Annotated in this window: 21 protein-coding genes; 12 read left to right on the forward strand and 9 right to left on the reverse strand. The window is 72.5% G+C overall.

Features of this window, described 5'->3' with window-relative positions:
- Nucleotides 1-17 precede the first annotated feature (17 nt).
- Nucleotides 18-383 carry a hypothetical protein gene (locus ABYE80_RS00995; protein ID WP_372787966.1) on the forward strand — a complete coding sequence of 122 codons (366 nt, stop codon included), beginning with the start codon at nucleotides 18-20 and terminating at the stop codon, nucleotides 381-383.
- An 11-nt stretch (nucleotides 384-394) separates the two neighbouring features.
- Here the strand turns inward: ABYE80_RS00995 and ABYE80_RS01000 are convergent, their stop codons facing one another.
- The 5 genes from ABYE80_RS01000 to ABYE80_RS01020 form a co-directional block, all read right to left on the reverse strand.
- Nucleotides 395-2,443: a glycoside hydrolase family 2 protein gene (locus ABYE80_RS01000; protein ID WP_372787967.1), complete on the reverse strand. Its 2,049-nt coding sequence runs from the start codon at nucleotides 2,441-2,443 to the stop codon at nucleotides 395-397.
- A 40-nt stretch (nucleotides 2,444-2,483) separates the two neighbouring features.
- Nucleotides 2,484-3,368 carry a 5'-3' exonuclease H3TH domain-containing protein gene (locus ABYE80_RS01005; protein ID WP_372787969.1) on the reverse strand — a complete coding sequence of 295 codons (885 nt, stop codon included), beginning with the start codon at nucleotides 3,366-3,368 and terminating at the stop codon, nucleotides 2,484-2,486.
- 20 nt (nucleotides 3,369-3,388) lie between these two features.
- On the reverse strand, nucleotides 3,389-4,852 hold the full coding sequence (locus ABYE80_RS01010) for a glycosyltransferase (RefSeq protein WP_372787971.1): 1,464 nt from the start codon (nucleotides 4,850-4,852) through the stop codon (nucleotides 3,389-3,391).
- Nucleotides 4,849-5,235: a hypothetical protein gene (locus tag ABYE80_RS01015; RefSeq protein ID WP_372787972.1), complete on the reverse strand. Its 387-nt coding sequence runs from the start codon at nucleotides 5,233-5,235 to the stop codon at nucleotides 4,849-4,851. The genes ABYE80_RS01010 and ABYE80_RS01015 overlap by 4 nt, the downstream gene beginning before the upstream one ends.
- Before the next feature lie 101 nt (nucleotides 5,236-5,336).
- Nucleotides 5,337-6,677: an amino acid permease gene (locus tag ABYE80_RS01020; protein ID WP_372787974.1), complete on the reverse strand. Its 1,341-nt coding sequence runs from the start codon at nucleotides 6,675-6,677 to the stop codon at nucleotides 5,337-5,339.
- Nucleotides 6,678-6,731: 54 nt separating this feature from the next.
- Between ABYE80_RS01020 and ABYE80_RS01025 the strand changes: the two genes are divergently transcribed.
- On the forward strand, nucleotides 6,732-7,196 hold the full coding sequence (locus tag ABYE80_RS01025) for a MaoC family dehydratase (protein WP_372787976.1): 465 nt from the start codon (nucleotides 6,732-6,734) through the stop codon (nucleotides 7,194-7,196).
- Between the two features lie 46 nt (nucleotides 7,197-7,242).
- Here the strand turns inward: ABYE80_RS01025 and ABYE80_RS01030 are convergent, their stop codons facing one another.
- Nucleotides 7,243-8,715: a SpoIID/LytB domain-containing protein gene (locus ABYE80_RS01030; protein ID WP_372787977.1), complete on the reverse strand. Its 1,473-nt coding sequence runs from the start codon at nucleotides 8,713-8,715 to the stop codon at nucleotides 7,243-7,245.
- A gap of 146 nt (nucleotides 8,716-8,861) precedes the next feature.
- Here ABYE80_RS01030 and ABYE80_RS01035 point away from each other — a divergent pair, with 146 nt between their 5' ends.
- The gene (locus tag ABYE80_RS01035) at nucleotides 8,862-10,340 is read left to right on the forward strand and encodes an NAD-dependent succinate-semialdehyde dehydrogenase (protein ID WP_372787979.1); all 1,479 of its coding nucleotides are present in this window, start codon (nucleotides 8,862-8,864) and stop codon (nucleotides 10,338-10,340) included.
- A 64-nt stretch (nucleotides 10,341-10,404) separates the two neighbouring features.
- Nucleotides 10,405-12,375 (forward strand): glycoside hydrolase family 2 protein, encoded by a 1,971-nt coding sequence (locus ABYE80_RS01040; RefSeq protein ID WP_372787981.1) that lies wholly within the window; start codon nucleotides 10,405-10,407, stop codon nucleotides 12,373-12,375.
- A gap of 27 nt (nucleotides 12,376-12,402) precedes the next feature.
- Here ABYE80_RS01040 and ABYE80_RS01045 read toward each other — a convergent pair whose 3' ends face one another.
- Nucleotides 12,403-13,731: a class II fumarate hydratase gene (locus tag ABYE80_RS01045; RefSeq protein ID WP_372787983.1), complete on the reverse strand. Its 1,329-nt coding sequence runs from the start codon at nucleotides 13,729-13,731 to the stop codon at nucleotides 12,403-12,405.
- 136 nt (nucleotides 13,732-13,867) lie between these two features.
- Here ABYE80_RS01045 and ABYE80_RS01050 point away from each other — a divergent pair, with 136 nt between their 5' ends.
- Nucleotides 13,868-14,806, forward strand: coding sequence for a serine protease (locus tag ABYE80_RS01050; RefSeq protein ID WP_372787984.1), 939 nt, complete (start codon nucleotides 13,868-13,870; stop codon nucleotides 14,804-14,806).
- 2 nt (nucleotides 14,807-14,808) lie between these two features.
- Here the strand turns inward: ABYE80_RS01050 and ABYE80_RS01055 are convergent, their stop codons facing one another.
- Complete coding sequence (locus ABYE80_RS01055; RefSeq protein WP_372787985.1) at nucleotides 14,809-15,723, reverse strand: alpha/beta fold hydrolase; 915 nt, start codon at nucleotides 15,721-15,723, stop codon at nucleotides 14,809-14,811.
- Nucleotides 15,724-15,741: 18 nt separating this feature from the next.
- Here ABYE80_RS01055 and ABYE80_RS01060 point away from each other — a divergent pair, with 18 nt between their 5' ends.
- On the forward strand, nucleotides 15,742-17,058 hold the full coding sequence (locus tag ABYE80_RS01060; protein WP_372787987.1) for an MATE family efflux transporter: 1,317 nt from the start codon (nucleotides 15,742-15,744) through the stop codon (nucleotides 17,056-17,058).
- 110 nt (nucleotides 17,059-17,168) lie between these two features.
- Nucleotides 17,169-17,390 (forward strand): excisionase family DNA-binding protein, encoded by a 222-nt coding sequence (locus ABYE80_RS01065; protein ID WP_372787988.1) that lies wholly within the window; start codon nucleotides 17,169-17,171, stop codon nucleotides 17,388-17,390.
- Between the two features lie 101 nt (nucleotides 17,391-17,491).
- On the opposite strand, the gene ABYE80_RS01070 is transcribed toward ABYE80_RS01065, so the two are convergent.
- Nucleotides 17,492-18,841, reverse strand: coding sequence for an HD-GYP domain-containing protein (locus ABYE80_RS01070; protein WP_372787990.1), 1,350 nt, complete (start codon nucleotides 18,839-18,841; stop codon nucleotides 17,492-17,494).
- Between the two features lie 223 nt (nucleotides 18,842-19,064).
- On the opposite strand from ABYE80_RS01070, the gene ABYE80_RS01075 reads away from it, so the two are divergent.
- The 5 genes from ABYE80_RS01075 to ABYE80_RS01095 all read left to right on the forward strand — a co-directional run.
- Nucleotides 19,065-19,997 carry a MerR family DNA-binding transcriptional regulator gene (locus ABYE80_RS01075; protein WP_372787992.1) on the forward strand — a complete coding sequence of 311 codons (933 nt, stop codon included), beginning with the start codon at nucleotides 19,065-19,067 and terminating at the stop codon, nucleotides 19,995-19,997.
- A gap of 159 nt (nucleotides 19,998-20,156) precedes the next feature.
- A complete protein-coding gene (locus ABYE80_RS01080; protein WP_372787994.1) occupies nucleotides 20,157-20,513 on the forward strand; it encodes a PAS domain-containing protein in 357 nt (118 codons plus the stop codon).
- 123 nt (nucleotides 20,514-20,636) lie between these two features.
- A complete protein-coding gene (locus tag ABYE80_RS01085; RefSeq protein ID WP_372787995.1) occupies nucleotides 20,637-21,569 on the forward strand; it encodes a MerR family DNA-binding transcriptional regulator in 933 nt (310 codons plus the stop codon).
- A gap of 75 nt (nucleotides 21,570-21,644) precedes the next feature.
- Nucleotides 21,645-22,076, forward strand: a complete 432-nt coding sequence (locus ABYE80_RS01090) for a MarR family winged helix-turn-helix transcriptional regulator (protein ID WP_372787997.1) — start codon at nucleotides 21,645-21,647, stop codon at nucleotides 22,074-22,076.
- 75 nt (nucleotides 22,077-22,151) lie between these two features.
- The coding region (locus tag ABYE80_RS01095; RefSeq protein ID WP_372787999.1) for a class I tRNA ligase family protein at nucleotides 22,152-23,644 on the forward strand (1,493 nt) is incomplete at its 3' end.

The following is a 23,644-nucleotide window of genomic DNA, read 5'->3' on the forward strand; positions in this document are numbered from 1 at the left end:
CTCGTATCCTCGGCACCGTGTCCGAGCACGCCGAGAGGCTCCATCGAACCGCCGGCCTGATCGCGCTGACGGTCGGGGTCGGGACCGCGACCAGTCCCCGCACGTTCGTGAGGCCCTTCGGCGTCCCCGCGCAGGAGATCACCGCGGCCGGCGCCTGGGGATGGCGGATGTTCGGCATCCGCACCGCGCTGATCGGCGGCCTGATCGTCGCGGGGGACACGCGCGCCCGCGCGGCGATGATCCCCGTGCAGATCGCCGACCAGGTGACGTTCGTCCTCGCCGGACGAGGAGACGGCGGCGTACCGACCCGAGCGGTGCGGATGGCCCAGGCCGTGTCCGGTGCGCTCGTGGTGCTGAGCGGCCTCGCGTACCTGCGGGACTAGGACGCGGGGACCTACCGGGCCTGCTCGGCCTGCGGGACCCGGGCGGTGGCGGGCACGGGCGCCCTCGCCGTGGCGGGACGGCCGCGGGCCCGCAGGATCCCGCGCAGCAGCCAGACGTCGAGCGCGAGCAGGGCGAAGATGCCGATCACGATCGTCCAGGCGATGGCACCGCCGGGGCCGGACGGGCGCGCCGAGGCCGCGAGGCTGTCGGAGCGGTAGAGGTCCGTGGACCGGAAGTTCCGCTCCGCGACCGCCCACGCCGGCTTGCGCTGCCCGTCGTAGGCGATCAGACCCTTGTTGTGGATGCCGTCGCGCGGCACCTTGCGCTGGGCGCCGCCGTCCCAGTTCGGCTTGACCGCGAACTCCCGCAGGGTCCAGTAGATCGCGCCACCCAGGAACGGGGAGCGGTCGACGATGCCGAGGACCTGCCTGACGTAGTCGTCCTGGAAGGCGAAGGTCTCCTTCGTGGTCGCCGGTCCGGCGAAGGTCGACTCGGCGCCGAACTCCGTGAGCACGAGGGCCGCGTCCGGGTACTTCCGGTGCATCGCGGCGAGGTACGGCTCGAGGTCCGCCAGGTTCGCCGTCGAGTGCTTCTTCTTGCCCTTGTACCAGCCGAAGTAGGAGTTCACCCCGAGCAGGTCGTAGGCCTGGTAGGCCCGCTGGGCGGGGAAGCCCGGGTAGCTCAGGAGGTCGACGCTGATGGGCAGCGTCGGATCGAGATCGTGCACCACGCCGCGAGCGGACCGCAGGAACGCCGCGGTCCCCGGCTCGCGGTCGGGCTGCGGACTGAGCTCGTTGGCCACCGAGTGCGTGATGACGGACGGGTGCGAGCGAGCGGCGATGACGGTGTCGCGCAGCGTCCGCAGCGCCTCGGTCCGACCGGCCTCCGTCTTCAGCGCGACGTCCCGGTGGTACACGGGCGCCTGGCTCCACACCATGATCCCCGCCTCGTCGAGGCGGCGCAGCAGCCGCTCGTCGAGCAGGTAGTGCGCGCGGGTGACGTTCGCGCCGACGGCCTCGAGGTCCCGGACGATGCCGTCGATGTCCGCATCGGTCAGCGCGGGCCCGCGGCCCGGCACGTCCTCCTGGATCGACGCGCCGCGCATGTCGATCGCGCGGCCGTTCAGCTCGAGCATCGCGTTCTTGACGGCGACCGACCGCAGCCCGATGCGGCGCTCGTCGACCTGCAGCACGCGGTCCCCGAGTCGCGTCTCGATCCGCGCCCGGTAGAGCCGCGGCGACTCAGGCGACCACAGCTGCGGCGTGCCCGCGACGGGCACCGTGAAGCGCACCCGCGCCCGCTCGCCGGGCTCGAGCTCACGTGACCGGGCGGAGCCGGTCGACACCGTCCCGTCGGGGGCGGTGAGCCTGACCCGCACCGTGGGGCGCGCCGCACCGCTGCCGCGGTGCTCGAGGGTGCCGTCGACGATCACGTCGGCCGGGCACGACCGCGCGCCCGAGGGCGGGCAGCGCACCTCGGTCATGAGACCGGGGTCGTCCAGGCCGATGGTGGCGCGCGGGACGAGCGAGACGGGGCGGGTCAGCCCTCCCCAGTTCCACCAGCCTTCTCTCGGCTCCTTGCCCTTGCGGTTGTCGATCCGCACGACCAGCGTGTTCGGGCGGCCACGGCGCAGCCCGGCGGCCGGAAGGGTGAACGGCACGTAGGGATCGGCGTGACGGCCGAGCTTGCGCCCGTTGAGCCAGACGTCGGCGACCCGCCGGGCCTGCTCGAACCGGATGCCCCAGCGCATCGCCGAGGGCTGCGACGGGCCCTCGAACGTCGTCCGGTACCAGCCCACCGTGCCGCTGAAGTTCCCCTCGACGGGGCGACCGTCGAAGACGCCCGGGACGGTCGCCGGTCGCCACGCGGGCGAGCCCTCGCCCGCGTTCCACCGCTCCCGGATCCCGCGGTCGGTGGGGTCCGGGGCGAACGTCCACCCGTCGGCGAGGGGGATCGCGGACGGCGGGTCAGCCGCGGTCTGCGCGGGGGCGGGCGCCGCACCGAGGGTCCCGGCGAGCACACAGCCGAGGACGACCTTGCGCATCCGTGTGCAGGTCATGGAAAGCACCGTCGAACATGATGGCGCACTCTGCGCCTTCTCAGGTCGCCAACGCGTCCAGGCGCTCAGCCAACCGGTTCATGCCCCGCTGCCGCGCGGCGGCCGCGGCGTCCGCCCATCGGGTCTGGCCGTCCTCCGGGCGCGTGACATCGACGGGGCGCAGCGTCGCGATGTCCCGGAAGGCTCGGAGCTCGTCGGCCTGGTCGGTGAGCGCGCCGATCGCGCGGGGCGACAGGCCGGCGGACCGGGCGGCCACGGGCGTGGCGGCGAGGACGAGCAGCGCCTCGAGCGTCCCGTGCTCGCGCAGGAGCTTGGCGGCGGTCTTCTCCCCGATCCCCTTGGCTCCCGGCAGGCCGTCCGACGGATCGCCGCGCAGCGCGATGAAGTCCGGCACCTGGGAGGGATCGACGCCGTACTTCGCGCGCACCGCGGCCGGGTCCATCTCCATCGGCCCGCCCTTGCCGCCCGGATACAGGACGGTGACGTCCTCGGTCACGCACTGGAACATGTCGCGGTCACCCGTGAACAGGACCGCGCGGCCTCCGGCCTCCGTCTCGAGGCGCGCGAACGCGCCCAGCAGGTCGTCGGCCTCGAGGTCGCCGGCGTGCTCGCTGGGCCAGCCGAACGCGCCGAAGAAGCCGGGGGCGACCTCCCACTGCGGCACGAGATCCTCGGGCATCGGCGGTCGATCGGCGTGGTAGCCGGGCCACGCCGCCGTCCGGTAGGCCGCCGCTTCCGCGCCGAAGCACAGGACCACGGCACGGGGCGCGAACCGCTCGACCGCCTGCAGCAGCAGGTTGGAGGTGCCCAGCAGGGCGTTCACGGAACCGCCGTCGGCGCCCTTGATCGAGGAGGGCAGCGCGAAGAACGCGCGGTACAGCAAGGACGGCGCGTCGACGACCAGGAGGGGGGCGGGGTCGGTCACGGAGCCGACCCTAGCGCGCGCTACGGGCCGTCCAAGGGCGCGGCCGCGGCCAGCGGTGTGAGGACGTGCAGGTAGTCGATCAGCGAGCGGTCGCTGAGGAAGTGGTGGCGCACCCGCTCGCGGGCCGCGGCGCCGAGGGTGGCCGCGCGCGCCGGGTCCTGCAGCAGGGTCACGATCGCCTCGCCGAAGGCGCCGAGGTCGGAGGGGTCGTCGACGAGCAGCCCGCAGCGGTCGTGGTCGATCTGGTCGACGATGCCGCCGACGGCCGAGGCGACCACCGGGCGGGCCTTCCACATGGCCTCGGTGACGGTGAGGCCGAAGCCCTCGGCCAGGCTCTTCTGGAGCACGATCGCGGCGGTCCGCTGCAAGGCGTTGATGACCACGGCGTTCTCGTCCGGGTCGTCCATCGGGACGAGCAGCAGGTGCACGCGCCGACGCAACTCCTCGGGCAGCTCGGCCCGGCGGGCGCACGCCTGCTCGTACACGGCCGCGCCCTCCGGGTCGTCGGTGACGCCCGCGACGCTCGGCCCGGCGTAGACGAGGTGCACGTCGGGCACCTGTCGTGCGATGTGCTCGGCGAACACGTCGATCACGCCGACCGGGTCCTTCAAGCGGTCCCATCGGGACACCTGCAGGACGAATCGGGCGCCGGCGGGCAACGGGCCGGCGCGCTCCCCCTCGACACGGCGCACGACGGGCACGTCCCGGCCACCGATCGTGCACGTGGTCGGGTGCGCGGGAACGTGATCGGTGATGCCGCTCGCCCCGAGCACGTCCTCGGTGACGGAGGGTTCCATGGCGGTGTTCTTCGCCGAGAACGGGTCGATCGACGGCATGACGAACGCGAGGCGGTCGCGCGGGATCGACTCCCAGGCGTAGGCGGGTCGCGAGAACACGCAGCGGTCCGCGGCGAGCACGTCGGGCCGCAGGAAGTGCCGCGCGCTGCGGACGAGGTCGTCCGCGCGGTCGGCGCCGATGTGGCAGCGCCACACGACCGGGACCCCGAGCGCGGAGAGCGCCGGCACCATGCCCGCGGTCTGCGGGTCGTGCAGGAGGACGATGTCTCCGCGGTCGACCCGGTCCGCGAGCTCGCGCGCGATGGGCGCGAGGGTGCTCGTGTACACCTCGCGCTCGTGCGTCCCGAGCGGCCCGCCGTCACCCACCGAGCCGTGCAGGCGGTTGTGGAGCCGCTTGGTGATCGCGAAGAACTCCGGGTTGCCGCGCACGACGACCCATCGCGCGCTCACGCCGATGCCCTGGGCGTATCCCAGCAGCGGTCCGAGCATCTCCGCGACGCCGCCCCCGCGCGCCGTCGAGTTGACGTTCCACACGGTCCGACCGGCGAACACCGGTCGGGCCTCCTCGATCCCGCGCTGCACGCGGTCGACGCCCGCTGCGTCGAGCACCGAGGCGAACGCCTCGAGGCTGCGCGGCGCCACCTGGACGTCGCTCAACAGCGGGATGGGAGCGAGGGCGGAGCTCATGAGGAGCCGGGTAGGGTGGCCACGCTCGTCGCCTCGAGCAGATCGGGAACCTGACTGGTGCGGGAGCGGGCGATCCGCGTCCGGACGCGGACGTGCACCCCGGGCAGGAGGTCGGCGACGTTCCGGTCGCCGTCACCGTCGATGTCCTGGGTGGCGATCTTGGCGTCGTCGAGGGCGAACGTCAGGTCCTGACCGAGCGACGCTCCGGCGTGGGATCCCGCGTCGGTCACGTGGACCACGATGCGCTGGAGGTCCGTGTCGACCCAGCGGATCTCCCCGGACACCTCGTGGACGACGGTCGGATCGTTGCTGCGGCCGGCGCTGTGGACGGTCGGATCGGTCGGCGCGGTTCGCGAGTCGCGACGGACGGGATGGCGTTGCACGTAGGCACTCCTGCGATCGGGTACGGGTCCACCGTCGCAGTGCGCGGTTTCCAGGGCATCGGTGCTGCTTCCCCGTCCGCCTGTGGAAAACCCGCAGTGCGTCAGCGCACCGCACCGACCACCCCGCCGGGTCTGCCCGCGGCGATCCACCGCCTCCAGAGGACCAGGGCGATGATCAGCGCGGCGCCGATCGCGGCGATCGGATCCCCTCGGCCGAGGTTCAGCGCCAGCACGAAGGCGACCGGGACGAGGCCGGCCACGTTGACCGCCAGCGCTCCGAGGCGGCCCTCGCGGAGGTTCAGGACGGCGGCGGCGATCAGCGCGCCGCAGAAGCTCGCGAACACCGCCGCGGCGTAGAACTGCACCAGGGTGGTGTCACGACCGCCCGCGGCGACGATCAGGCCGACGGCCAGGCCCAGCAGGAGCGCGATCCCCCACGGCGGCGCGAAGTGCTTGTTGGTGGCCGCCAGGCGGGTGGGCAGGAGCGCCGGCCCGGTGTCGTCGTCGCGCGCGAGCGCCTCGAGCAGCCCGGACCCGGCGATGAACGACGACGCTGCTGCCGCGAGCAGCAGCAGGGCGCTGGCGATCTGGAAGAGGTCGAAGTGCAGGTCGCCGCCGGTCGCGTTGCGCGCGATGTCGGCGAGGAGCGTGGAGTCCGCCTGCGGGCCGGTCTCGCCCAGCCGGGCGGCCAGCGCGGCGAACGCGAGCGTGAGCGCGCCGACGATCGCGACGAGCAGCCAGATCGTGAGCGTTCCGAAGGTGCGACGCCCACGGTCGTCGAGCTGCTCGAGCTGGGCGATCGCGTTGGAGGGGGCTTCGAGGCCCGTGGCCAGCGCCATGCCCAGCGGCATCGCCAGCAGGATGGCCCCCAGGCCGACGCTGCTGACGTCGGCGACGACCGGCACCGTGGCCGGGGTCGGGTCGGCGATCGCCCCGCGCACGATCACGGCGAGCGCGAGGCCGAGGAAGACCAGGACGGAGGTGGCGAAGCCGATCCGGCCGCGGTGGCCGTCCAGGCATCCGATCGCGACGGCGCTCGCGAGGACCACGGCGATCACGGTGCGCCCGTCCGCCAGTTCCGGCACCCAGGCGATCAGCGCCGACGCGCCGGCCGCGCAGCTCACGGCGATGGTGAGGGTGAAGTCGACGATCAGCGCGCCGAGGGGCACGAACGCCCAGCCCTCACCGAAAGCGACCGCCATCGCCTCCGGCCCGCCGCCCCCGCGAGGGAACCGGCGGACCAGCTGCGTGTACGTCGCGGCCACCAGCGCGATGATCGCGACGACGAGCGCCATGGTCGTCGCGATGCCCGCGAGATCGCCGTCGAGCCTGCCCAGCGCGGCCTCGATGGCGTACGTGACCGACGAGACGGGATCGGCCATCACGGTGAAGGCGAAGGCGACGAAGAGGTGGAACCGATGGTCTCGCCGGAGCTCGGACACGCACCCCCATCGTAGGATCCCGGCTCCCCCATCGTTCGACAGAGGAGACATCGCATGGCACAGGTGACGATCAACGGGATCGAGGAGCTCAAGGCGCTCGTCGGCCAGGAAGTCGGCGTCAGCGACTGGTTCGAGGTCAGCCAGGACGTCATCCAGGCCTTCGCCGACGCGACGGGCGACCAGCAGTGGATCCACGTCGACGTCGACCGGGCGAAGGCCGAGAGCCCGTTCGGGGGGCCGATCGCGCACGGCCTGCTGACGCTCTCGCTCGGCCCGGTGCTGATGTTCCAGATCTTCGAGGTCACCGGGGTGGCCGGCGGCCTCAACTACGGCTACGGGAAGGTGCGGTTCCCGGCCCCCGTCCCGTCGGGGTCCAAGCTCCGGGTCCGGGCGGCGATCTCCTCGGTCGAGGAGGTGCCCGGTGGCGTGCAGGCGACCGTCACCCAGACCTTCGAGATCGACGGCGGCACCAAGCCGGTCTGCGTCGCCGAGGCGCTGGTCCGGTTCTTCGGCGGCTGATCGTCGTGGCGGGGCGCGCGCCGAGCGCGGGCGCGCGCCGCGGGGGCTACCGGGCCCGGACCGTGGGCCCGGCGATGCCCTTGTACACGATGCGGTAGGAGCCGGCGCGCGGCAGGCTGGCCTCGTAGCGGCCCTTGCGGTTCACCGTGACCTCGGCGACGAGGACCCAGCGGCCCTTCGCGCGCCGCTGGACCTTCAGCCACTCGCCGGACTTCGAGGGGAGGACCCGGCCGACGATCCGCGGGGATCGCGACGGCGTCGGTGCGAAGGACGAGCTCGCCCGCGCGTTCGGGGTCGCCCCGCCGCTCTTGGAGTCGCCCTTCGTGCTGGACGACGGTCCGGTGGGGCCCGTCGGGGCCTTCTTGGCCGTCGACGTCACCAGCGTGAACGTCGCCCAGGTGTCGTAGAGCCCGAAGCGGCGGCGGAGCTCCGGTCCGGTGACCGTCGTCGTGCCGCGGGTTCCGATGACCTGCGCCTTGACGATCCGGGGGGACACCCCGCGCTTGATCACCTTGATCCGCTTGAGGTTGCCCTTGACCAGGCCGCCGAGCTTGCTCTTGGCGCGGCTGAGGGTGTACCGGTAGGGGCCCCAGGTGTGGCGGGGGGACTCCTTGTCGTACGGGTCCTTGACGCTCTTGAGGTAGGGCGCGGGCTTGGCGCCGAGGAAGCCGTTCTCGACGTTCTCCGTCCTGCCCCCGGAGGTCGAGAAGAAGTAGGTGACGACCGGCTCGCCCTGGTAGGTGACGACCTGGGAGCGCGTCTGCGCGACGGCCTCGTCGGTGGAGGACGTCTCGGCGGCGACGCCGCCGTAGACCTGCGAGCGCACGTCGGCGTAGTGCTCGAAGCCGTCGCCGGGCTTGTCGGTCGTGATCGCGTAGGTGCGTGCGGCGACCGCCTGGGCCTTGAGCGCCTCGATCGGCCAGCTCGACGGGCTCTCCTTGCTGACCACGCCTCGCACGTAGTCCTCGAGGTCGACGGCGTTGATGGCCAGCAGCCCGCTGATCGCCCCCGCCCGGAACTCCAGCGCGCCGCGGTAGCGCCCGCCGCTGATGCCGTTGGCGGCGGTGCCGCCCAGCCGGATCGAGCCGTTGGACGGGGCCTCGACCCGCAGGGGCGACGTGTACGTCGCGATCACGCGGCCGGAGGAGGTGCGCAGCGCGACGCCCTTGGAGGTGCGGGCGACGGAGTACGTCGCCTTGGGGTCCAGTCGCCGGTGACCGCTGACCTTCTCGGCTCCGCTGAACGACCCGGAGAAGCCGGACTGCAGGAGCACGCGGATCTGCCGCCCGCTGTCGAGCTTCCCGAGCTTGGTGTCCGTGTAGTAGTGGCCCAGGATCTGCTCGTAGGTGTGGCCGTTCTTCGCGAAGCCGAACGCTCCGTACTGGCTCATCCCGACGCCGTGGCCGAATCCGCGGCCCTTGATCACGATGCGCGAGGCGCCCTCCGCCACGGGGGCGAAGGCCACGGCCCCGAGAGCGATCGAGGCGAGGATGGGCAGGCGACGGCAAGTCACGTTCATCGAATGATCGGAACGCCTCCGACCAGGTTGAGTTGCGGTCAGCCGATCTGGCTGGATGGCCGCTTGCACACAGGGTACGGGAAGGTGCATGCGCCGGGCTCCGGAACGCCGGTATGGCGCTTCGGGCCGTGGGTATGCTCGAACGCATGAGCACGGTCACAGGCGCGTCACGCGAGTCCGCCGTCGTCGACGGCGTCCCGCACCAGCTCTACATCGCCGGGGAGTGGCGCGACGCCTCCGGCGCGGGCACGCTGGAGGTGGAGGATCCGTCCACCGGCGAGGCCCTGTGCACGGTCGCCGACGCGACCGCGCAGGACGGTGAGGCCGCGCTCGCCGCGGCGCACGAGGCGTTCCCGGGCTGGCGCGACACCGCTCCGCGGGAGCGGGCCGACGTCCTGCGTCGCGCCTACGAGCTCATGACGGAGCGGACGGAGGATCTCGCGCTGCTCATGACGCTGGAGATGGGCAAGCCGGTGGAGGAGTCGCGCGGGGAGATCGCCTATGCGGCGGCGTTCTTCCGCTGGTACGCCGAGGAGGCCGTTCGCATCGACGGGCGGTTCACGACGAGCGAGAACGGCAAGGGTCGCGTGCTCACCCTGCGCCGGCCCGTCGGCCCGTGCGTGTTCATCACGCCGTGGAACTTCCCGATGGCGATGGGCACGCGGAAGGTCGGGCCGGCCATCGCGGCGGGCTGCACCATGGTCGTCAAGCCCGCCAAGCAGACCCCGCTGAGCATGCTCGCGATGGCCCAGATCCTCGAGGAGGCAGGGCTCCCGGGCGGCGTGTGCAACGTCCTGACGGCGCGCAGCTCCGGTGAGCTCATGGCGCCGTTGATCGCCGACCCCCGGACCCGCAAGCTGTCGTTCACCGGCTCCACGGAGGTCGGCAAGAAGCTGATCGAGCAGTCCGCCGAGCAGGTGCTGCGCGTCTCGATGGAGCTCGGGGGCAACGCGCCGTTCCTCGTGTTCGGGGACGCCGACCTCGATGCCGCGGTCGACGGGGCGCTCCTCGCCAAGATGCGCAACATCGGCGAGGCCTGCACCAGCGCCAACCGGTTCCTCGTCCACGAGTCCGTCGCCGAGGAGTTCGCGACCCGGCTCGCGGAACGGCTCGGGGCGTTGAAGGTCGGCAGGGGTACCGAGGAGGGCGTCAAGGTCGGCCCCCTCATCGACACGGCCGCGGTCGAGAAGGTCCAGGAGCTGGTCGGGGATGCCGTCGACCGCGGGGCCCGGGTGCTCACGGGCGGCTCGCCGCTCGAGGGGCCCGGCCACTTCCATCAGCCGACCGTGCTCGCCGACGTGGATCCGCAGGCCCGGCTGCTGCACGAGGAGATCTTCGGCCCGGTCGCGCCGGTCACCACGTTCAGCTCCGACGAGGAGGCGATCCGCCGTGCCAACGACACGGAGTACGGGCTCGTCGCCTACGCGTTCACCCGCGACCTGAATCGCGCCTTCTCGGTGATCGAGGGGCTCGACACCGGGATGATCGGCCTCAACCAGGGCATGGTGTCCAACGCCGGCGCTCCGTTCGGAGGCGTCAAACAGTCAGGTTTCGGGCGCGAAGGCGGGCCCGAGGGCCTGCACGAGTACCTGGAGACGCGGTACGTCGCGATGAACGTCCCGTAGCGCGTCGGGCGTCGTCGGACGGTGCGACGCGCGGGAGGCGACGGTCGCTACCCTGACCCGACTGATGGTGCCGGCGACGATGCGAAGGAGACGGGGGATCCTCGGCGCGGCAGCGCTTGCGCTGCTCGTCGGCGTCGGCGTGCCCGTCGCCGGTCAGGCCCAGAACGACGACGCCGTCATCACCCCGGTCAAGCCGGCCAACCTCGCGAAGGTCTCGCCCGGCGCGGGCAGCGTCCGGGCGCGGACGGCCGCCTCGAGCGGCCTGGTCCCGAGCGTCATCCACGGTGGGGCGACGGGGCGCATGGCCCTGGCCGGACCGTGGCGGGTCCAGACCGACCGCTACGACCACGGCAGGCTCAAGGGCTACCAGGCCGGCGCGTTCGAGGGCTCGCGAGCGATGCTCCCGTTCTCCCCGAACGCCAAGACGCTCACCGGCAAGGCCGGCGCGGAGAGCTTCCGCGGGACCGTCGCCTGGTACCGGACGACCTTCTCGGTCCCGACGGGTGGCGACTACCGGCTGCGCTTCGAGTCGGTCAACCACCGTGCGACCGTCTACCTCGACGGTCGCAAGCTCGGCACCCACCTCGGCGAGTACCTGCCGTTCGAGTACCTCGTCGGCCTGGAGGAGGGCGTCCAGCACGAGCTGGTCGTCAAGGCCGACTGGCGTGGCCCGCTGCGGATGAAGAAGGCCGGGTGGCACCGGACGTGGTTCAACTTCGGCGGCATCAACCGTGAGGTCTCCGTGCGCCCCGTGGGCACGGCCGAGCTGACGGCCCCGACGATCCAGACCCGGCTGCAGCCGGACGGCAGCGCCAAGGTCGACGTCACGATCCACGCGCGCAACCGCATCAACGCGCGGTCGCTCCCGGTCTCCGGCGTCCTGCGCCGCGGCGACGAGCGCTACCCGCTCTCGTTCCCGGACATCGTCGTGGCCCGCGGCGACACCCGCGTCCTCTACGCGCAGGTGACCGTGCCGAAGCCCGCGCTCTGGGCCCCGGGCTCACCGAACCTCTACGACCTCGAGATCGGGATCCCGGGAGAGGCGGGGTACGTCGAGAAGGTCGGGCTGCGGGAGATCACCCGCCGCGGCAGCGACCTGCTCCTGAACGGCCAGCGGATCGTGCTGCGCGGCGCGTCGATCCACGAGGACGCCAAGGGCCGCGGTGACGCCGTGACCGCCGCCGACATGGACGGCCTGGTCAAGGACCTGGTCTCGATCGGCGCGAACGCGACCCGGGCGCAGCACCCGCTGCACCCGGCGCTGCTCGAGCGCCTGGACGCGGCCGGCATCCTGCTCTGGATGGGCATCGGCCCGGTCGACGCGCCGGGGGCGTGGACGAGCCGGGGATCGAAGCTGCAGGCGCAGGCCCGTCGCCGGGTGCGCACGACCTTCTTCCAGACGCAGACGCACCCGTCGCTGATCGCCTGGAACCTCGTCAACGAGATCGCCGGCAACGGCCATCCCGCCGGACAGATCCCCTACATCAGGACGATGTCCGCCGAGCTCAAGCGCCGCGACCCGGGGCGCCTGGTCGCCCTCGATGTGTGGGGTGCCCATCCGCCCAAGAAGGCGGGGGCGGTGTACCGCAACATCGACGCGATCGGCGACACGAACTACATCGGCTGGTACGAGAAGACGAAGGCCCGGCGGTCGACCGTGCGCAAGGCGATCCGCGATCACATCGGGCTGCTGCGCCGGGTGTTCCCGGACAAGATCCTCGCGGTCACCGAGTTCGGGGCGGAGGCCAACCGCCTCAACCCGACCAACAAGCCCGGCGGGTTCCGGTTCCAGGCCGACCTGCTGAAGCTGCACCTCGACGTCTACTCGTCGATCCCGAAGCTCTCGGGGATGCTCGTCTGGAACCTCCGGGACTTCGCCGTCGCGCCGTCGTTCGCGGGCGGATCGATCCGCAAGCAGGTGCCCGAGATCAAGATCGTCAAGGGCATCAACCAGAAGGGCCTCTTCGAGTACTCGGGCCGGCGCAAGCCGAGCGCCGACGTCGTCAAGGCCGCGTTCGCCCGCGCGGCGGGCTGAGCCGCCGCGCGGACCGGGGCGCCGTCGTCAGGAGGCGGAGCTTCCCGCGGCGATCCTGCGGAGGTCGATCGTCTTGTCGTACAGCTCGGCGTCGACACCCTCCTCGAGCGCGACGTCGCGGAGCGGTCGTCCGGTCGCGGTCGCCTTCTTGACGATCACGGTCGCGAGGTCGTAGCCGATCGCCTCGTTCAGCGCGGTCGCCGTGGCGAGCGTCGCACCGGCCGACGCGGCGCAGCCCGCCTTGTTGGCCTTCAGCCCGTCGATGCACTTCTCGCTGAAGGCCACCGACGTGGTCGACAGCAGGTGGATCGACTGCAGCAGGTTGCGCGCGATGAGCGGGATGCGGACGTTCAGCTCGAACTGGCCCTGCATGCCGCCGATCGTGATCGCGGTGTCGTTGCCGATCACCTGGGCGGCGACCTGCAGCACGACCTCGGGCAGGACCGGGTTGACCTTGCCGGGCATGATCGAGGAGCCCTTCTGGAGCTCCGGCAGGAACAGCTCGCCGATGCCGGCGCGCGGGCCCGATCCCATCAGCGCGATGTCCTGGGCGATCTTCGTCAGCGAGACGGCGACGACCTTGAGCGCGCCGCTGAGCTCGACGAGCGCGTCGCGGTTGCCCTGGGCCTCGAACGGGTCGGCGGGGGCGGCGATCGCCCGCAGCTTGGAGTCCTTGACCAGGATCTTCCGCACGCCCGCGGCGAACTTCGGGTGCGTGTTCAGGCCGGTGCCGGTCGCCGTCCCGCCGAGGGGGATCTGGCCGACGTGGACGAGCGCGGCCTCGACGCGCTCCTTGCCCAGGCGGATCTGCGCGGCGTAGCCGGCGAACTCCTGACCGAGGGTCACGGGGACGGCGTCCATGAGGTGCGTGCGGCCGGACTTCACGACGTTGTCGAAGGCCTTGGCCTTCTTCGTCAGCGACTTCTCGAGCTTGGTGAGCGCGGGGAGCAGCGTGTTGGTCGCCTGGTCCAGTGCGGCGAGATGGACCGCGGACGGGAAGACGTCGTTGGACGACTGGCCCATGTTCACGTGGTCGTTGGGGTGCGCCTTGCCCCCCGTGAGCGCCGAGATGACCTCGTTGGTGTTCATGTTCGACGAGGTGCCCGAGCCGGTCTGGAAGACGTCGATCGGGAACTGGTTGTCGTGATCGCCGGCCTTGATCTCGGCCGCGGCGGCGGCGATCTGCTCGGCGAGCGCCGGGTCGAGCTTGCCGAGGTCGGCGTTGACGGTGGCCGCCGCGCCCTTGATGGCAGCGAGCCAGTGGATGACCGCAGCCGGGACGGTCTCGCCGGAGATCGGGAAGTTCTCAACGGCCTTGGCGGTCTCGCCGCCGTACAGGCGCTTCTTCGTCGCCATGAATGCTCCTATGAGTGACAGTGTCGGGGGGAGGCGGACGCCCCCGGGATGCGGAGGTCACGCGCCACGGCCAACCCTACTCGGCGCGCTGGGAGCGCATGTTTCCGGCAGCGGGCGCGTTGGTAGGTGCATGGTCATGCCCCGCCGGTGCCTCCTCACCCTGCTCGCAACCGCTGTCGCAGCTACGGCGATCCCCGCCTCTGCGTCGGCCGTCGTGGGTGGCCGGGACGCCGCGCCGGGCGAGCTCCCGGCGGTCGCCTCCGTGCGGCTCGGCGGCCTGTTCGGGTGCACCGGAACGCTCGTGGCGCCGACCTGGGTCCTCACCGCCGGGCACTGCGGCTCGCTCACCGGGGCCGCGGTGTCGTCGCCGATCTCGTGGCCCGCAGCGATGATCGAGGTGCGGCTGAACTCGATCACCGCGCACGAGGGCGGCGGCGAGCGGGCCGCGGTGAAGCGCGCGGTCATCCCGAGCGAGTACCTCGGCCTCCAGGACGGCTACGACGTCACCCTGCTCGAGCTCGCGGCACCGGCAGGCCCCGCTCCGCTCCCCATCTCCGGGCCGCGGCAGACCGCGCTGTGGGCCCCCGGGGTCCTCGAGACGGTCGCCGGGTTCGGGGTCACCGAGGAGGGTGGCGACGCCCCGGACGTGCTGCAGGTGGCGCGGATCCCGACGATCAGCGACGCGGCGTGCGCCGAGCAGGTCTCCTCGTTCTCGTCGCTGACGATGCTGTGCGCCGGCTACCCGCAGGGCGGCATCGACACGTGCCAGGGCGACTCGGGCGGACCGATCCTCGGCCGGATGCCCGGTGGCGAGCTCCGCGTCGTCGGTGCGACGAGCTTCGGTGACGGGTGCGCTCGGCCCAACAGCCCCGGGGTCTACGCCCGGGTCGGCGACGCCACGCTGCGCGCGTTCGTGGCGCGGTACGCACCCGAGGCGATCGACGCGGGACCGATGACCGCGGCGCCCAAGAAGGCGAAGCGGTCCTCGAAGGCCAGGAAGAAGTCCGCGAAGCCGCGCAGTCACGCGCCGCGGAAGGCCCGGAAGGCGAAGCAGGGGTCCCGGTCCTCACGCTGAGCTCAGCGGCAGAACGCGACGAGCTCCCGCGCGAGCCCGACCGGATCGTCGTAGGCGATCAGGTAGCCGGCCGCGCCGAGCACGCGCAGCTGCCCGTCGGGCAGCAGGTCGAGGGCCTCCTCGGCGGTACGCAGCGGGTGGAACGGATCGCGTCCGGCCCACAGCAGCAGCACGGGTAGGTCGAGCTTCGGGTAGGCGTCGAGCAGGTCGCGCTCGCCGCCGGTCGGCCAGTCGGCCGCGAAGCGCGCCCAGGAGCGCGCGAGGTTCGCGTTGCCCCCGACGTCCTGGAACGCGTGGCGGAGCAGGTCGCGCGCCTCGGGGTTGCGCTGCGCGCTCAGCCGCAGTCCGTACTCCGGGCGGTACACCGCACGGGCGGCGTGCGGGAGCAGGCGATCGAGGCCGGGGACGGCGCCGGCCCGCGCGCCGATGCGCGACACCCGCCGGCGGGCGACTCCGGTGGCCGGCGGGCGGTGCAGGACGGAGGGCATCACGACCATGCGGCGAGGGCGCAGGAGGCCGCCGGCGACCGCGCGGACGAGGACCTCGGCCCCGAGCCCGTGTCCGCCGACGAACGGGCGCGGGCCGCACGTCTCGTGACAGAAGGCGCCGAGCACCTCGGCGTACCACGCCCGCGTGTAGGGGTGCCGCGGCCGGTCCTCGCTGTCCCCGTGCAGCGGGAGGTCGGGGAGCACCACGCGATGGCGGTGGGTCAGGTGCTCGACGACGGGCTCCCACTCGCGGTGGTTCAGCAGCTCGGAGTGCAGCAGGCACAGCGCCGGCCCCGTGCCGCCCTCCCGGTAGGCGACCCGGGCGCCGTCGTGATGGTGATAGAGCCGCAGCTTCACGCCGCGCGACTCCGGCAGGACGCGGCCGGCGGGCGCAGCGGCGTGGCTCCGGGACCGGGGAGGTACACCCATCGATCGTAGAGTGCGCCGGTGGCCCGCTCCCCGTACGACCGCGAGATCCTCGCGCTCGCGTTCCCCGCGCTCGGGGCACTGGCGGCCGAGCCGACGTATCTCCTCGTCGACACGGCGATCGTCGGGCATCTCGGGACGCGGGAGCTCGCCGCGCTGGCGCTGGCCGCCAGCGTCCTGGGCACCGTCACCGCGCTGTGCAACTTCCTGGCCTACGGGACCACGGCCCAGGTCGCTCGGCTGCACGGCGCGGGTGAGGGGGCGCGGGCCGGCGCGGTGGCCGCGCAGGCGCTGTGGCTGTCCCTGGCGCTCGGCGTGATCGCCGCGTCCGCCGTCGCGGCGTTCGCGGAGCCGCTGGTCGCCCTCCTCGGCGGCGAGGGCCGCACCGCCGAGCTCGCCGCCCGGTACCTGCGGCTGGCGGCGCTGGGCCTGCCCGCGGCGATGCTCGCCCTCGGCGGGCAGGGGTACCTGCGCGGGGTGTCGGACCTCCGGACCCCGCTGATCGTGCTGATCGTGGCCAACGTGGCCAACGCGGTGCTCGAGGTCGTCCTCGTGTACGGCCTCGACACCGGCCTCGACGGTTCGGCGCTCGGGACCGTGATCGCACAGGCCGGTATGGGCGCGGCGTTCGCGATCCTGCTCCTGCGCGCGGCACGGCCGGCCGGGGCGATCGGACCGCGGCTCGAGATCCTGCGACCGATGGTGCGGACCGGCGGGGACATCGTGGTCCGCACGGGCGCTCTGCTCACGGCGTTCGTGCTCGCCAGCGCCGTCACCGCGCGCATCGGTGAGGCGAGCCTCGCCGCGCACCAGATCGCGTTCCAGCTGTTCATCTTCCTGGCGCTGACGCTCGACGCCCTGGCGATCGCCGGGCAGGTGCTCGTCGGCCGGCGGCTGGGCGCGGGTGACGTGGGGGGAGCCTTCGCCGCTTCCCGGCGGATGGTGACGCTGGCGGCGATGGTGGGTGTCGGGGTGGGCCTGCTGCTGCTCGCGGGTCGCGAGGTCATCCCGCGGGCCTTCAGCAGCGACCCGGAGGTCCTCGCCCGCGCGCACGACCTGTGGCCGCTGTTCGCGGCGATGCAGCCGGTCGCCGCGGTCACCTTCGCCTTCGACGGCATCCTGCTGGGGGCCGGCGACACGCGGTTCCTCGCGCTCGCCATGGTCGGGGCCCTCCTCACGTTCGCGCCGCTGGCGCTCCTGGCGCTCGCGGCGGGGTGGGGCGTCATCGGCGTCTGGGCGGGGCTCAACGTGCTGATGCTCGCGCGTGCGGCCGCCACCGGTCACCGCTTCCGCGGCCGGCGCTGGCTCGTCCCCGGAGCGGTCGCCAAGGTCGCCTGAAGGTGCGCAGGGCTCCGCAAAGCGACCAAGATCGGCCCTTCCACGGCGAAAACCTGTGCAAAGGCACCCGGGGCGGGCGCAGGAGGCGCGGTCGCTGTACACCAGTGAGCATGAGCACCTCGAACGGGGCAAGTGCGCTCGGTCTGTCGACGTCCGAGGCCGCACGCCATCTCGGCGTGTCGCTCTCGACGGTCCGGCGTTGGTCGGACCTCGGGCACCTCCGCGGCTACCGGACCCCCGGTGGGCAGCGGCGCTTCACGATCGAGCAGCTCGACGAGTTTGTCCGCGGCCTCTCGGGAGACCGACTCACCGAAGGGCGCGACGTGGCCTGACGTCGCTCCGCTGACACCCCCCGGCCGGCGACGCTCGACGTCGCCCGGTCACGCCGGTCGCCGCGCTTCCGTGAGGGAGCGCGGTGGCTGTTCCGGGGTCCTCAGCGCGATGCGGCGTCGTTGATCCGCCGCTCGATGTCGAGCTCCGCGTCGAAGTCCGCGCCCTCCGCGTGCCGGTACTCGGTGCCCTGCCCGGCGAGCAGCGAGGCGAGGTGCTCGACGTAGGTGCTGTCGAGCTGTGTCCCGGCGACGCGCCGCAGCTCGTTGACCGCCTCGAAGCTCGTCATCGGGGTGCGGTAGGTGTCGGGTGCGGTGAGCGTGTCGTACACCTCGGCGACGGCGACCACCTTGGCGAGCTCGGGGATCTGCGACGCGGTGAGCTGCCGCGGATAGCCCCGGCCGTCGGGACGCTCGTGGTGGGCGCGGATGATCTCCGAGACCGGGCCGTAGAGGTCGATGTCCTTCAGCAGTTCGGCGCCGATGTCGGGATGCCGGCGGATCGCCTTCCAGTCCTCCGGCTGCAACTGGATGCCGCGGTCCATCACGCGGTCCGAGAGCGCGAACCGGCCGATGTCGTGCAGCAGGCCGGCGGTGTGCGCGAGCTCCTGCTCCTGCTTGGGCAAGCCGGCGGCGGCGGCGATGTCCCGGCTGAAGCGGGCGACGGCGGCGCAGTGGCGCGCGGCGCGGGCGTCCCGGGCGTCCAGCGTCCGGATGAGCCCGCTGAGCAGACCCCAGGAGAGATCCGCGTAGGCCCGCGTGCGGTCCCGGGCGCGCACGACGAGGCGGGCCATGTAGGCCGCGGCGGCCGTGATGACCGCCACCAGGACGAGGGCGACCAGGCCGACCTCGACGTAGGTCACGGCCGCGACGACGATGAACAGAGCCTGGAAGGCCTGCGCCGCGGCGATCGCACGGAGCGACGAGGCGACGTCGCGCAGCCGGCCACCGTCGAACAGGGTCATCAGCGCGACGATCAGGAGGGTTCCGCCGCCGACGACGATGCAGGCGGCGGCGATGATCGCCAGCACGGCCGCGGTACCGCCCGAGGCGACGTCGTCGACCGAGGCCAGCAGGAGGCCGGCGGCGGCGATGGGCGCCGTGAACACGGCGAGGTTGAGGACCAGGACGCGCGAGCGGTAGGGGTTCGCGAGGTAGCCCGCGAGGCAGGCGAGCGCCGCGATCGCGATCGCGGGACGCGGGCCGGAGATGACCGCGGCGAGCACGAAGGCCACCTCGGATCCGGTGATCGTGAGGTTCGCCGCGTAGCGGACGGCGGCGACCTCCGAGGCGACTGCGACGACGGCACAGATCAGTACGCCTCGGGTGAACGGCGAGGTGTCGCCGATCGCGACGACCGCCGCGCCGGCGATGAGGATCGTGGCGACCACCAGCGCGGACCGGGGATGGGTCCGTGGCGACACGTCCGGGTGGGGAGGATCCTGCGCCGTCACGTCGTGACGACTGTAGGACCGTCAGCGGGAATTAGCGACCCTGGATCGGCATTGCACAGTCCCTTTCGACTCGTGATCGTCGGTCTCCGGGCCCGTGGGGGCCCCCAGGGCGCTGATATTACGCAAACGACGACGTTTTTGCATATGTTTCCTCCATGAACCTGTGCACTGTGGGGGCACGTGCAGGACTCGGCCAGCGGTTCCGCTGCACTGCGAGGGGTCTATGCGCACCCTGAAGACATCTGAGGCTGCGGCTCTGCTGAACGTGAGCCCGAACACGCTTCGGGCCTGGGAGCGCCGCTTCGGGTATCCGAAGCCGATGCGGTCGCCCGGCAAGCACCGCCTGTACACGCACGGCGAGGTCGCGTCGCTGCGCGACGCGCTCAACGACGGACTGTCCATCTCCTCCGCCATCTCGCGGGCGCGCGAGTCGGTTCGCGCCGACACGCACGTGCTCACGGGCGCGCTCGCCGCCTACGACCTCGCGCGCGCCGACCAGGCCATGGAGGCCGCCCTCGCGCTGCGCTCGCTCGAGCGCGCGGTCGAGGAGATCATGCTGCCGAGCCTCGACGAGGTCGCCGACAAGCACGGTGCCGACAGCGCGCCGTGGGCGTTCGCCGCCAGCTGGGCCAGCGAGTGGCTGCAGCGTGCGCGCCGCCTCACTCCCGCGCCGATCCGCCAGGACTGCGTCCTGATCGGTGACGCCACCTCGGGCAGCGGCGACGCCCAGTCGCTGCGGCTCCGAGCGCTCGAGCTGTTCACGACGCGCGCAGGTGCCCGCGTCCTGACGTTGCCCGTGAGAAGGATGGGAGGACTGCAGGGAGTCCTCGACGCTCACGGCCCCGACGCCGTCGTCCTCGCGGGCGACGCCGTGTCGGACGACGAAGTGGCCCGGTGGGCCTGGGCGGTCAGGTCGGCCGCCGGGGTGTTGCCGGTGCTGCTGTACCACCGCGGAGTGCGCGATGAGCGTCACTCCGCCGCGGCTGGGAGGACGCTCGATGATCAGCCGAGCGTCGCCGGGCCGCAGGTTCTCCACGCCATCGAACTGGGGATGCGTCCGGATGACGCGTCCGGGGGCCAGTTCATCACGGCGGGCGAGGATCGAAGTGCCAGTCAGAAGGTCCCCCAGCGACAGCTGCGCACGGTCAGCGCGTAGCGGTCGAGTCCCAAGAAAGGCCCAACCACCATGCCCCGTCCTCTGCTGAGGGCAGTGCCCTCCGTCCCCCCCGGCGGTCCCGCGGTGCAGTTCTGCGGGCATTGCGGACGCACCCCCACCCACCCTGAGTCCTCCGCTCGCGTCTGCGAGCGCTGCCACATGGGAGTCGTCCTCTCCGCGTCGTCCGACCTGGTTCCCGGTACTGCCGAACCGTTCCTGGTCGTCGACCGCGGTCTCTGCGTCGGAGCGCTGTCGCGTTCCGCCGAACGCCTGCTCGGCGTGATCGAGCCGGATGCGGTCAACCGTCAGGTGACCGACTTCCTCGTCCCGGCGGACGTCGAGCGCTCCGCGCAGGACAACCTGCACGCGATCCTCGTGTCCGCCGCCGGCGGCTACGCGCCGATCGAGCGCACCGTCGTACGACCGGCAGGCGAGTTCGGGGTGTTCCTCGAGGCTCGCGTCGGACGCTGCGGGCCTTCGCCCGCCGCGCTCGTGGTCCTGTCGGCGATCGACTGATCGCCCGCCGTCCACGCCGGCGTGCGGAACCCTGCACGCCGGCCGGGCTGCACCGGCCCTTGCGTCCTGCAGCCTTTGCTGCGCGGCTTGCCGTGCGGGCCTCGGAGCCGCACCATCGCGGTCATGGGGTCCATCCGAACGAACGCCGCCGCGGCGATGCTGGGGGTCAGCCCGAACACGCTGCGCTCCTGGGAGCGCCGCTTCGGCTTCCCGGAGCCGCAGCGAACCGCCGGAGGCCACCGGCAGTTCGACCTCGGTGAGATCGAGGCCCTGCGGGCCGCGTTCGAGCAGACCCACAACGTCTCGTCGGCCATCACGATCGCTCGTGAGCGGGGTGCCGGTCCGGCCTCGCCCACGCGTCTGCGGTCGTCGTTCGGGCGTTTCGACGAGCAGGAGGCCGACCGGATCCTCGAGGAGAGCCTCACGGTGCGGTCGGTCGAGCGGACGGTCGAGGAGGTCATCCTTCCGGCCGTGGAGCTTCTCGCCGCTGATGGCGAGGACGGTCCCGAGTACGGCTTCGCGTGGCGCTGGTCCAGTGGCTGGCTCGCCGCCCAGCGGCGGCTGTCACCGCCGGCGCACCGCGATGAGGCGATCGTGCTCTTCGACGCCGGTCGTCCCGGCGGCGTGGACGCGTTGCACGCCCAGGCGCTCGACCTCGTCCTGCGCCGGATGGGGCTGCGCACCCTGACGCTGACCGTCTCGCTCGATCCGGGGCGCCTGACGCGCGCCCTGCACGCCGTCGGTCCGGGAGCGGTCGTCCTGACCGGGAACGGCGCGAGCCTGGACACGCTGCACCGCCTCGTCTACAGCGCGCGGCGCGCCGTGGAGGGTGTCGCGGTGCTGGAGTACCGCGGCGCGCTCCCCGCGACCGGAGCGACGATCGTGGAGTCCCTGGGGGAGCAGCCGTCCCACGCGCGGGAGCGGGTGCTGGCCCACCTCGATCCCGCCGCCCGGGAGGGCCGGCGGGCCGCCGCTGGGCCGGCCGCCGGCGAGCCGCTGCACGTCGTCGATCCCGCTCAGGATCTCGCGGCGCTGCTGCGGGACGTCGCCGCCTGAGTTCGCGGTCACCCCGTCCGCGCTCCGGCGTGTGGGCAGGCTGAGCCGTCCGACCCGCCTGCCATGCTCGCGCGCGTGCAACTCGTGCCTGGCGATCCACTCGCGCACCGCGCCCTGGAGAGCCTCGTTCGCGCGGAGGCCAGCGTGCGCCGGCGCCTCAGCGCCGAGCTGGACCGTGAAGGGCTGTCGGGCTCGGGCTTCTCGGTGCTCGTGGTCCTGACCCGTGGCGGCGGCGAGCTCGAGCTCCGCGACCTGCGCAGCCGGCTTCGCACCTCGAAGGCGAACGCCACCGAGGTGGTCTCGACCCTGGAGTCCCGCGGGTACGTGGTACGGCGGCGGCTGCCGTCCGACCGGCGCGCCGCCGCGGTCACGCTGACCGACCGTGGCAGGGAGCTCGTCGACCGGCTCTTCCCGGAGCACACCGAGCGCGTCGCCAACGCCTTCAGCGTGCTCGACGAGGACGAGAAGCGGTCGCTCGAGGCGATCTGCCGCAAGCTCGCCGCCTGATCTGCGCGTCGCGCCGGGCCGTCGGACCGGGCTCGACCGTGCGGGCCCAGGATTGTTGGGAGAATGCGCGGCCACATGGCTCAGCGCGCTGTCGATCCCTCCCAGTCCTTCCCTGATCTCGAGCAGCAGGTGCTCGAGCGGTGGCGCGAGCGGGACATCTTCAAGGAGTCCATGCGGCGCCGCGAGGGGGCCGAGCCGTGGGTGTTCTACGAGGGCCCCCCGACGGCCAACGGCCGCCCCGGTGCACACCACGTCCTGAGCCGGGTGTTCAAGGACATCTTCCCGCGGTACAAGACGATGCAGGGGCATCACGTCCAGCGCCGGGGCGGGTGGGACTGCCACGGGCTCCCGGTCGAGATCGCGGTCGAGCAGCAGCTGGGCATCACGTCGAAGGCGGAGATCGAGGCGTACGGGATCGCGGAGTTCAACGCCAAGTGCCGCGAGTCGGTCTTCACGTTCCTCGAGGACTGGAACGCCCTGACGGAGCGCATCGGCTTCTGGGTGGATCTCGACGACGCGTACCGCACCCTGGACACCACCTACATCGAGTCCGTCTGGTGGTCCCTGCGCCAGATCTGGGACAAGGACCTGCTGTACGAGGGGCACAAGGTCGTCCCCTACTGCCCGCGATGCGGCACGGCGCTGTCGAGTCACGAGGTGGCGCTCGGCTACAAGGACGTCGTCGATCCGTCGGTCTACGTCCGGTTCCCGCTCACGGCGACCCACGGTCCGCTGCGGGCCGGGGACGTGCTGCTGGGATGGACCACGACGCCGTGGACCCTGCCGTCCAACGCCGCGCTCGCGGTGGACCCCGACCTCGAGTACGTCCGCGCCAGGCGGGACGGCGACGACGCGGTGTACGTGCTCGCCGCGGCCCTGCGCGAGAAGGTGCTCGGGGAGGCCTCCGTCGTGGTGGAGTCGTTCCCCGGCCGTGAGATCGAGGGCGCCCGGTACGAGCCGCCGTTCGACTTCATCGAGCCGTCGGCGTGGGGGGAGCAGGCCCACTCCGTGCTGCTCGGGGATTTCGTCACGGCGGACGACGGCACCGGCATCGTGCACACCGCGATCGCCTTCGGCGAGGACGACTACCGCCTCGGGACCGGGGCCGGGCTGACGGTCGTGAACCCGGTCCGGCTCGACGGGACCTACGACGAGCGCCTGGGCGAGTACGCCGGGCGGTTCGTGAAGGACGCCGACGCGGACCTCGTCGAGGACCTGCGGCGCCGGGGGCGTCTCCTGCGGGCCGAGGACTACGAGCACGCCTACCCGCACTGCTGGCGCTGCTCGACCCCGCTGCTCTACTACGCCAAGCCGTCGTGGTACATCGCGACCTCGAAGGTGCGCGATCGGCTGCTGGCGAACAACGACACGATCAACTGGCACCCGCCGCACATCAAGGACGGGCGGTTCGGGAAGTGGCTGGAGAACAACATCGACTGGGCGCTGTCGCGCGAGCGCTACTGGGGCACGCCGCTGCCGGCGTGGCGCTGCGAGGCCGACCCGGCCCACATCCACGTCGTCGGGTCCTTCGACGAGCTCGAGCAGCTCAGCGGGGTCCGGCTGGAGGA

The organism is Paraconexibacter sp. (assembly GCF_041602235.1).
Lineage (GTDB): Bacteria > Actinomycetota > Thermoleophilia > Solirubrobacterales > Solirubrobacteraceae > Paraconexibacter.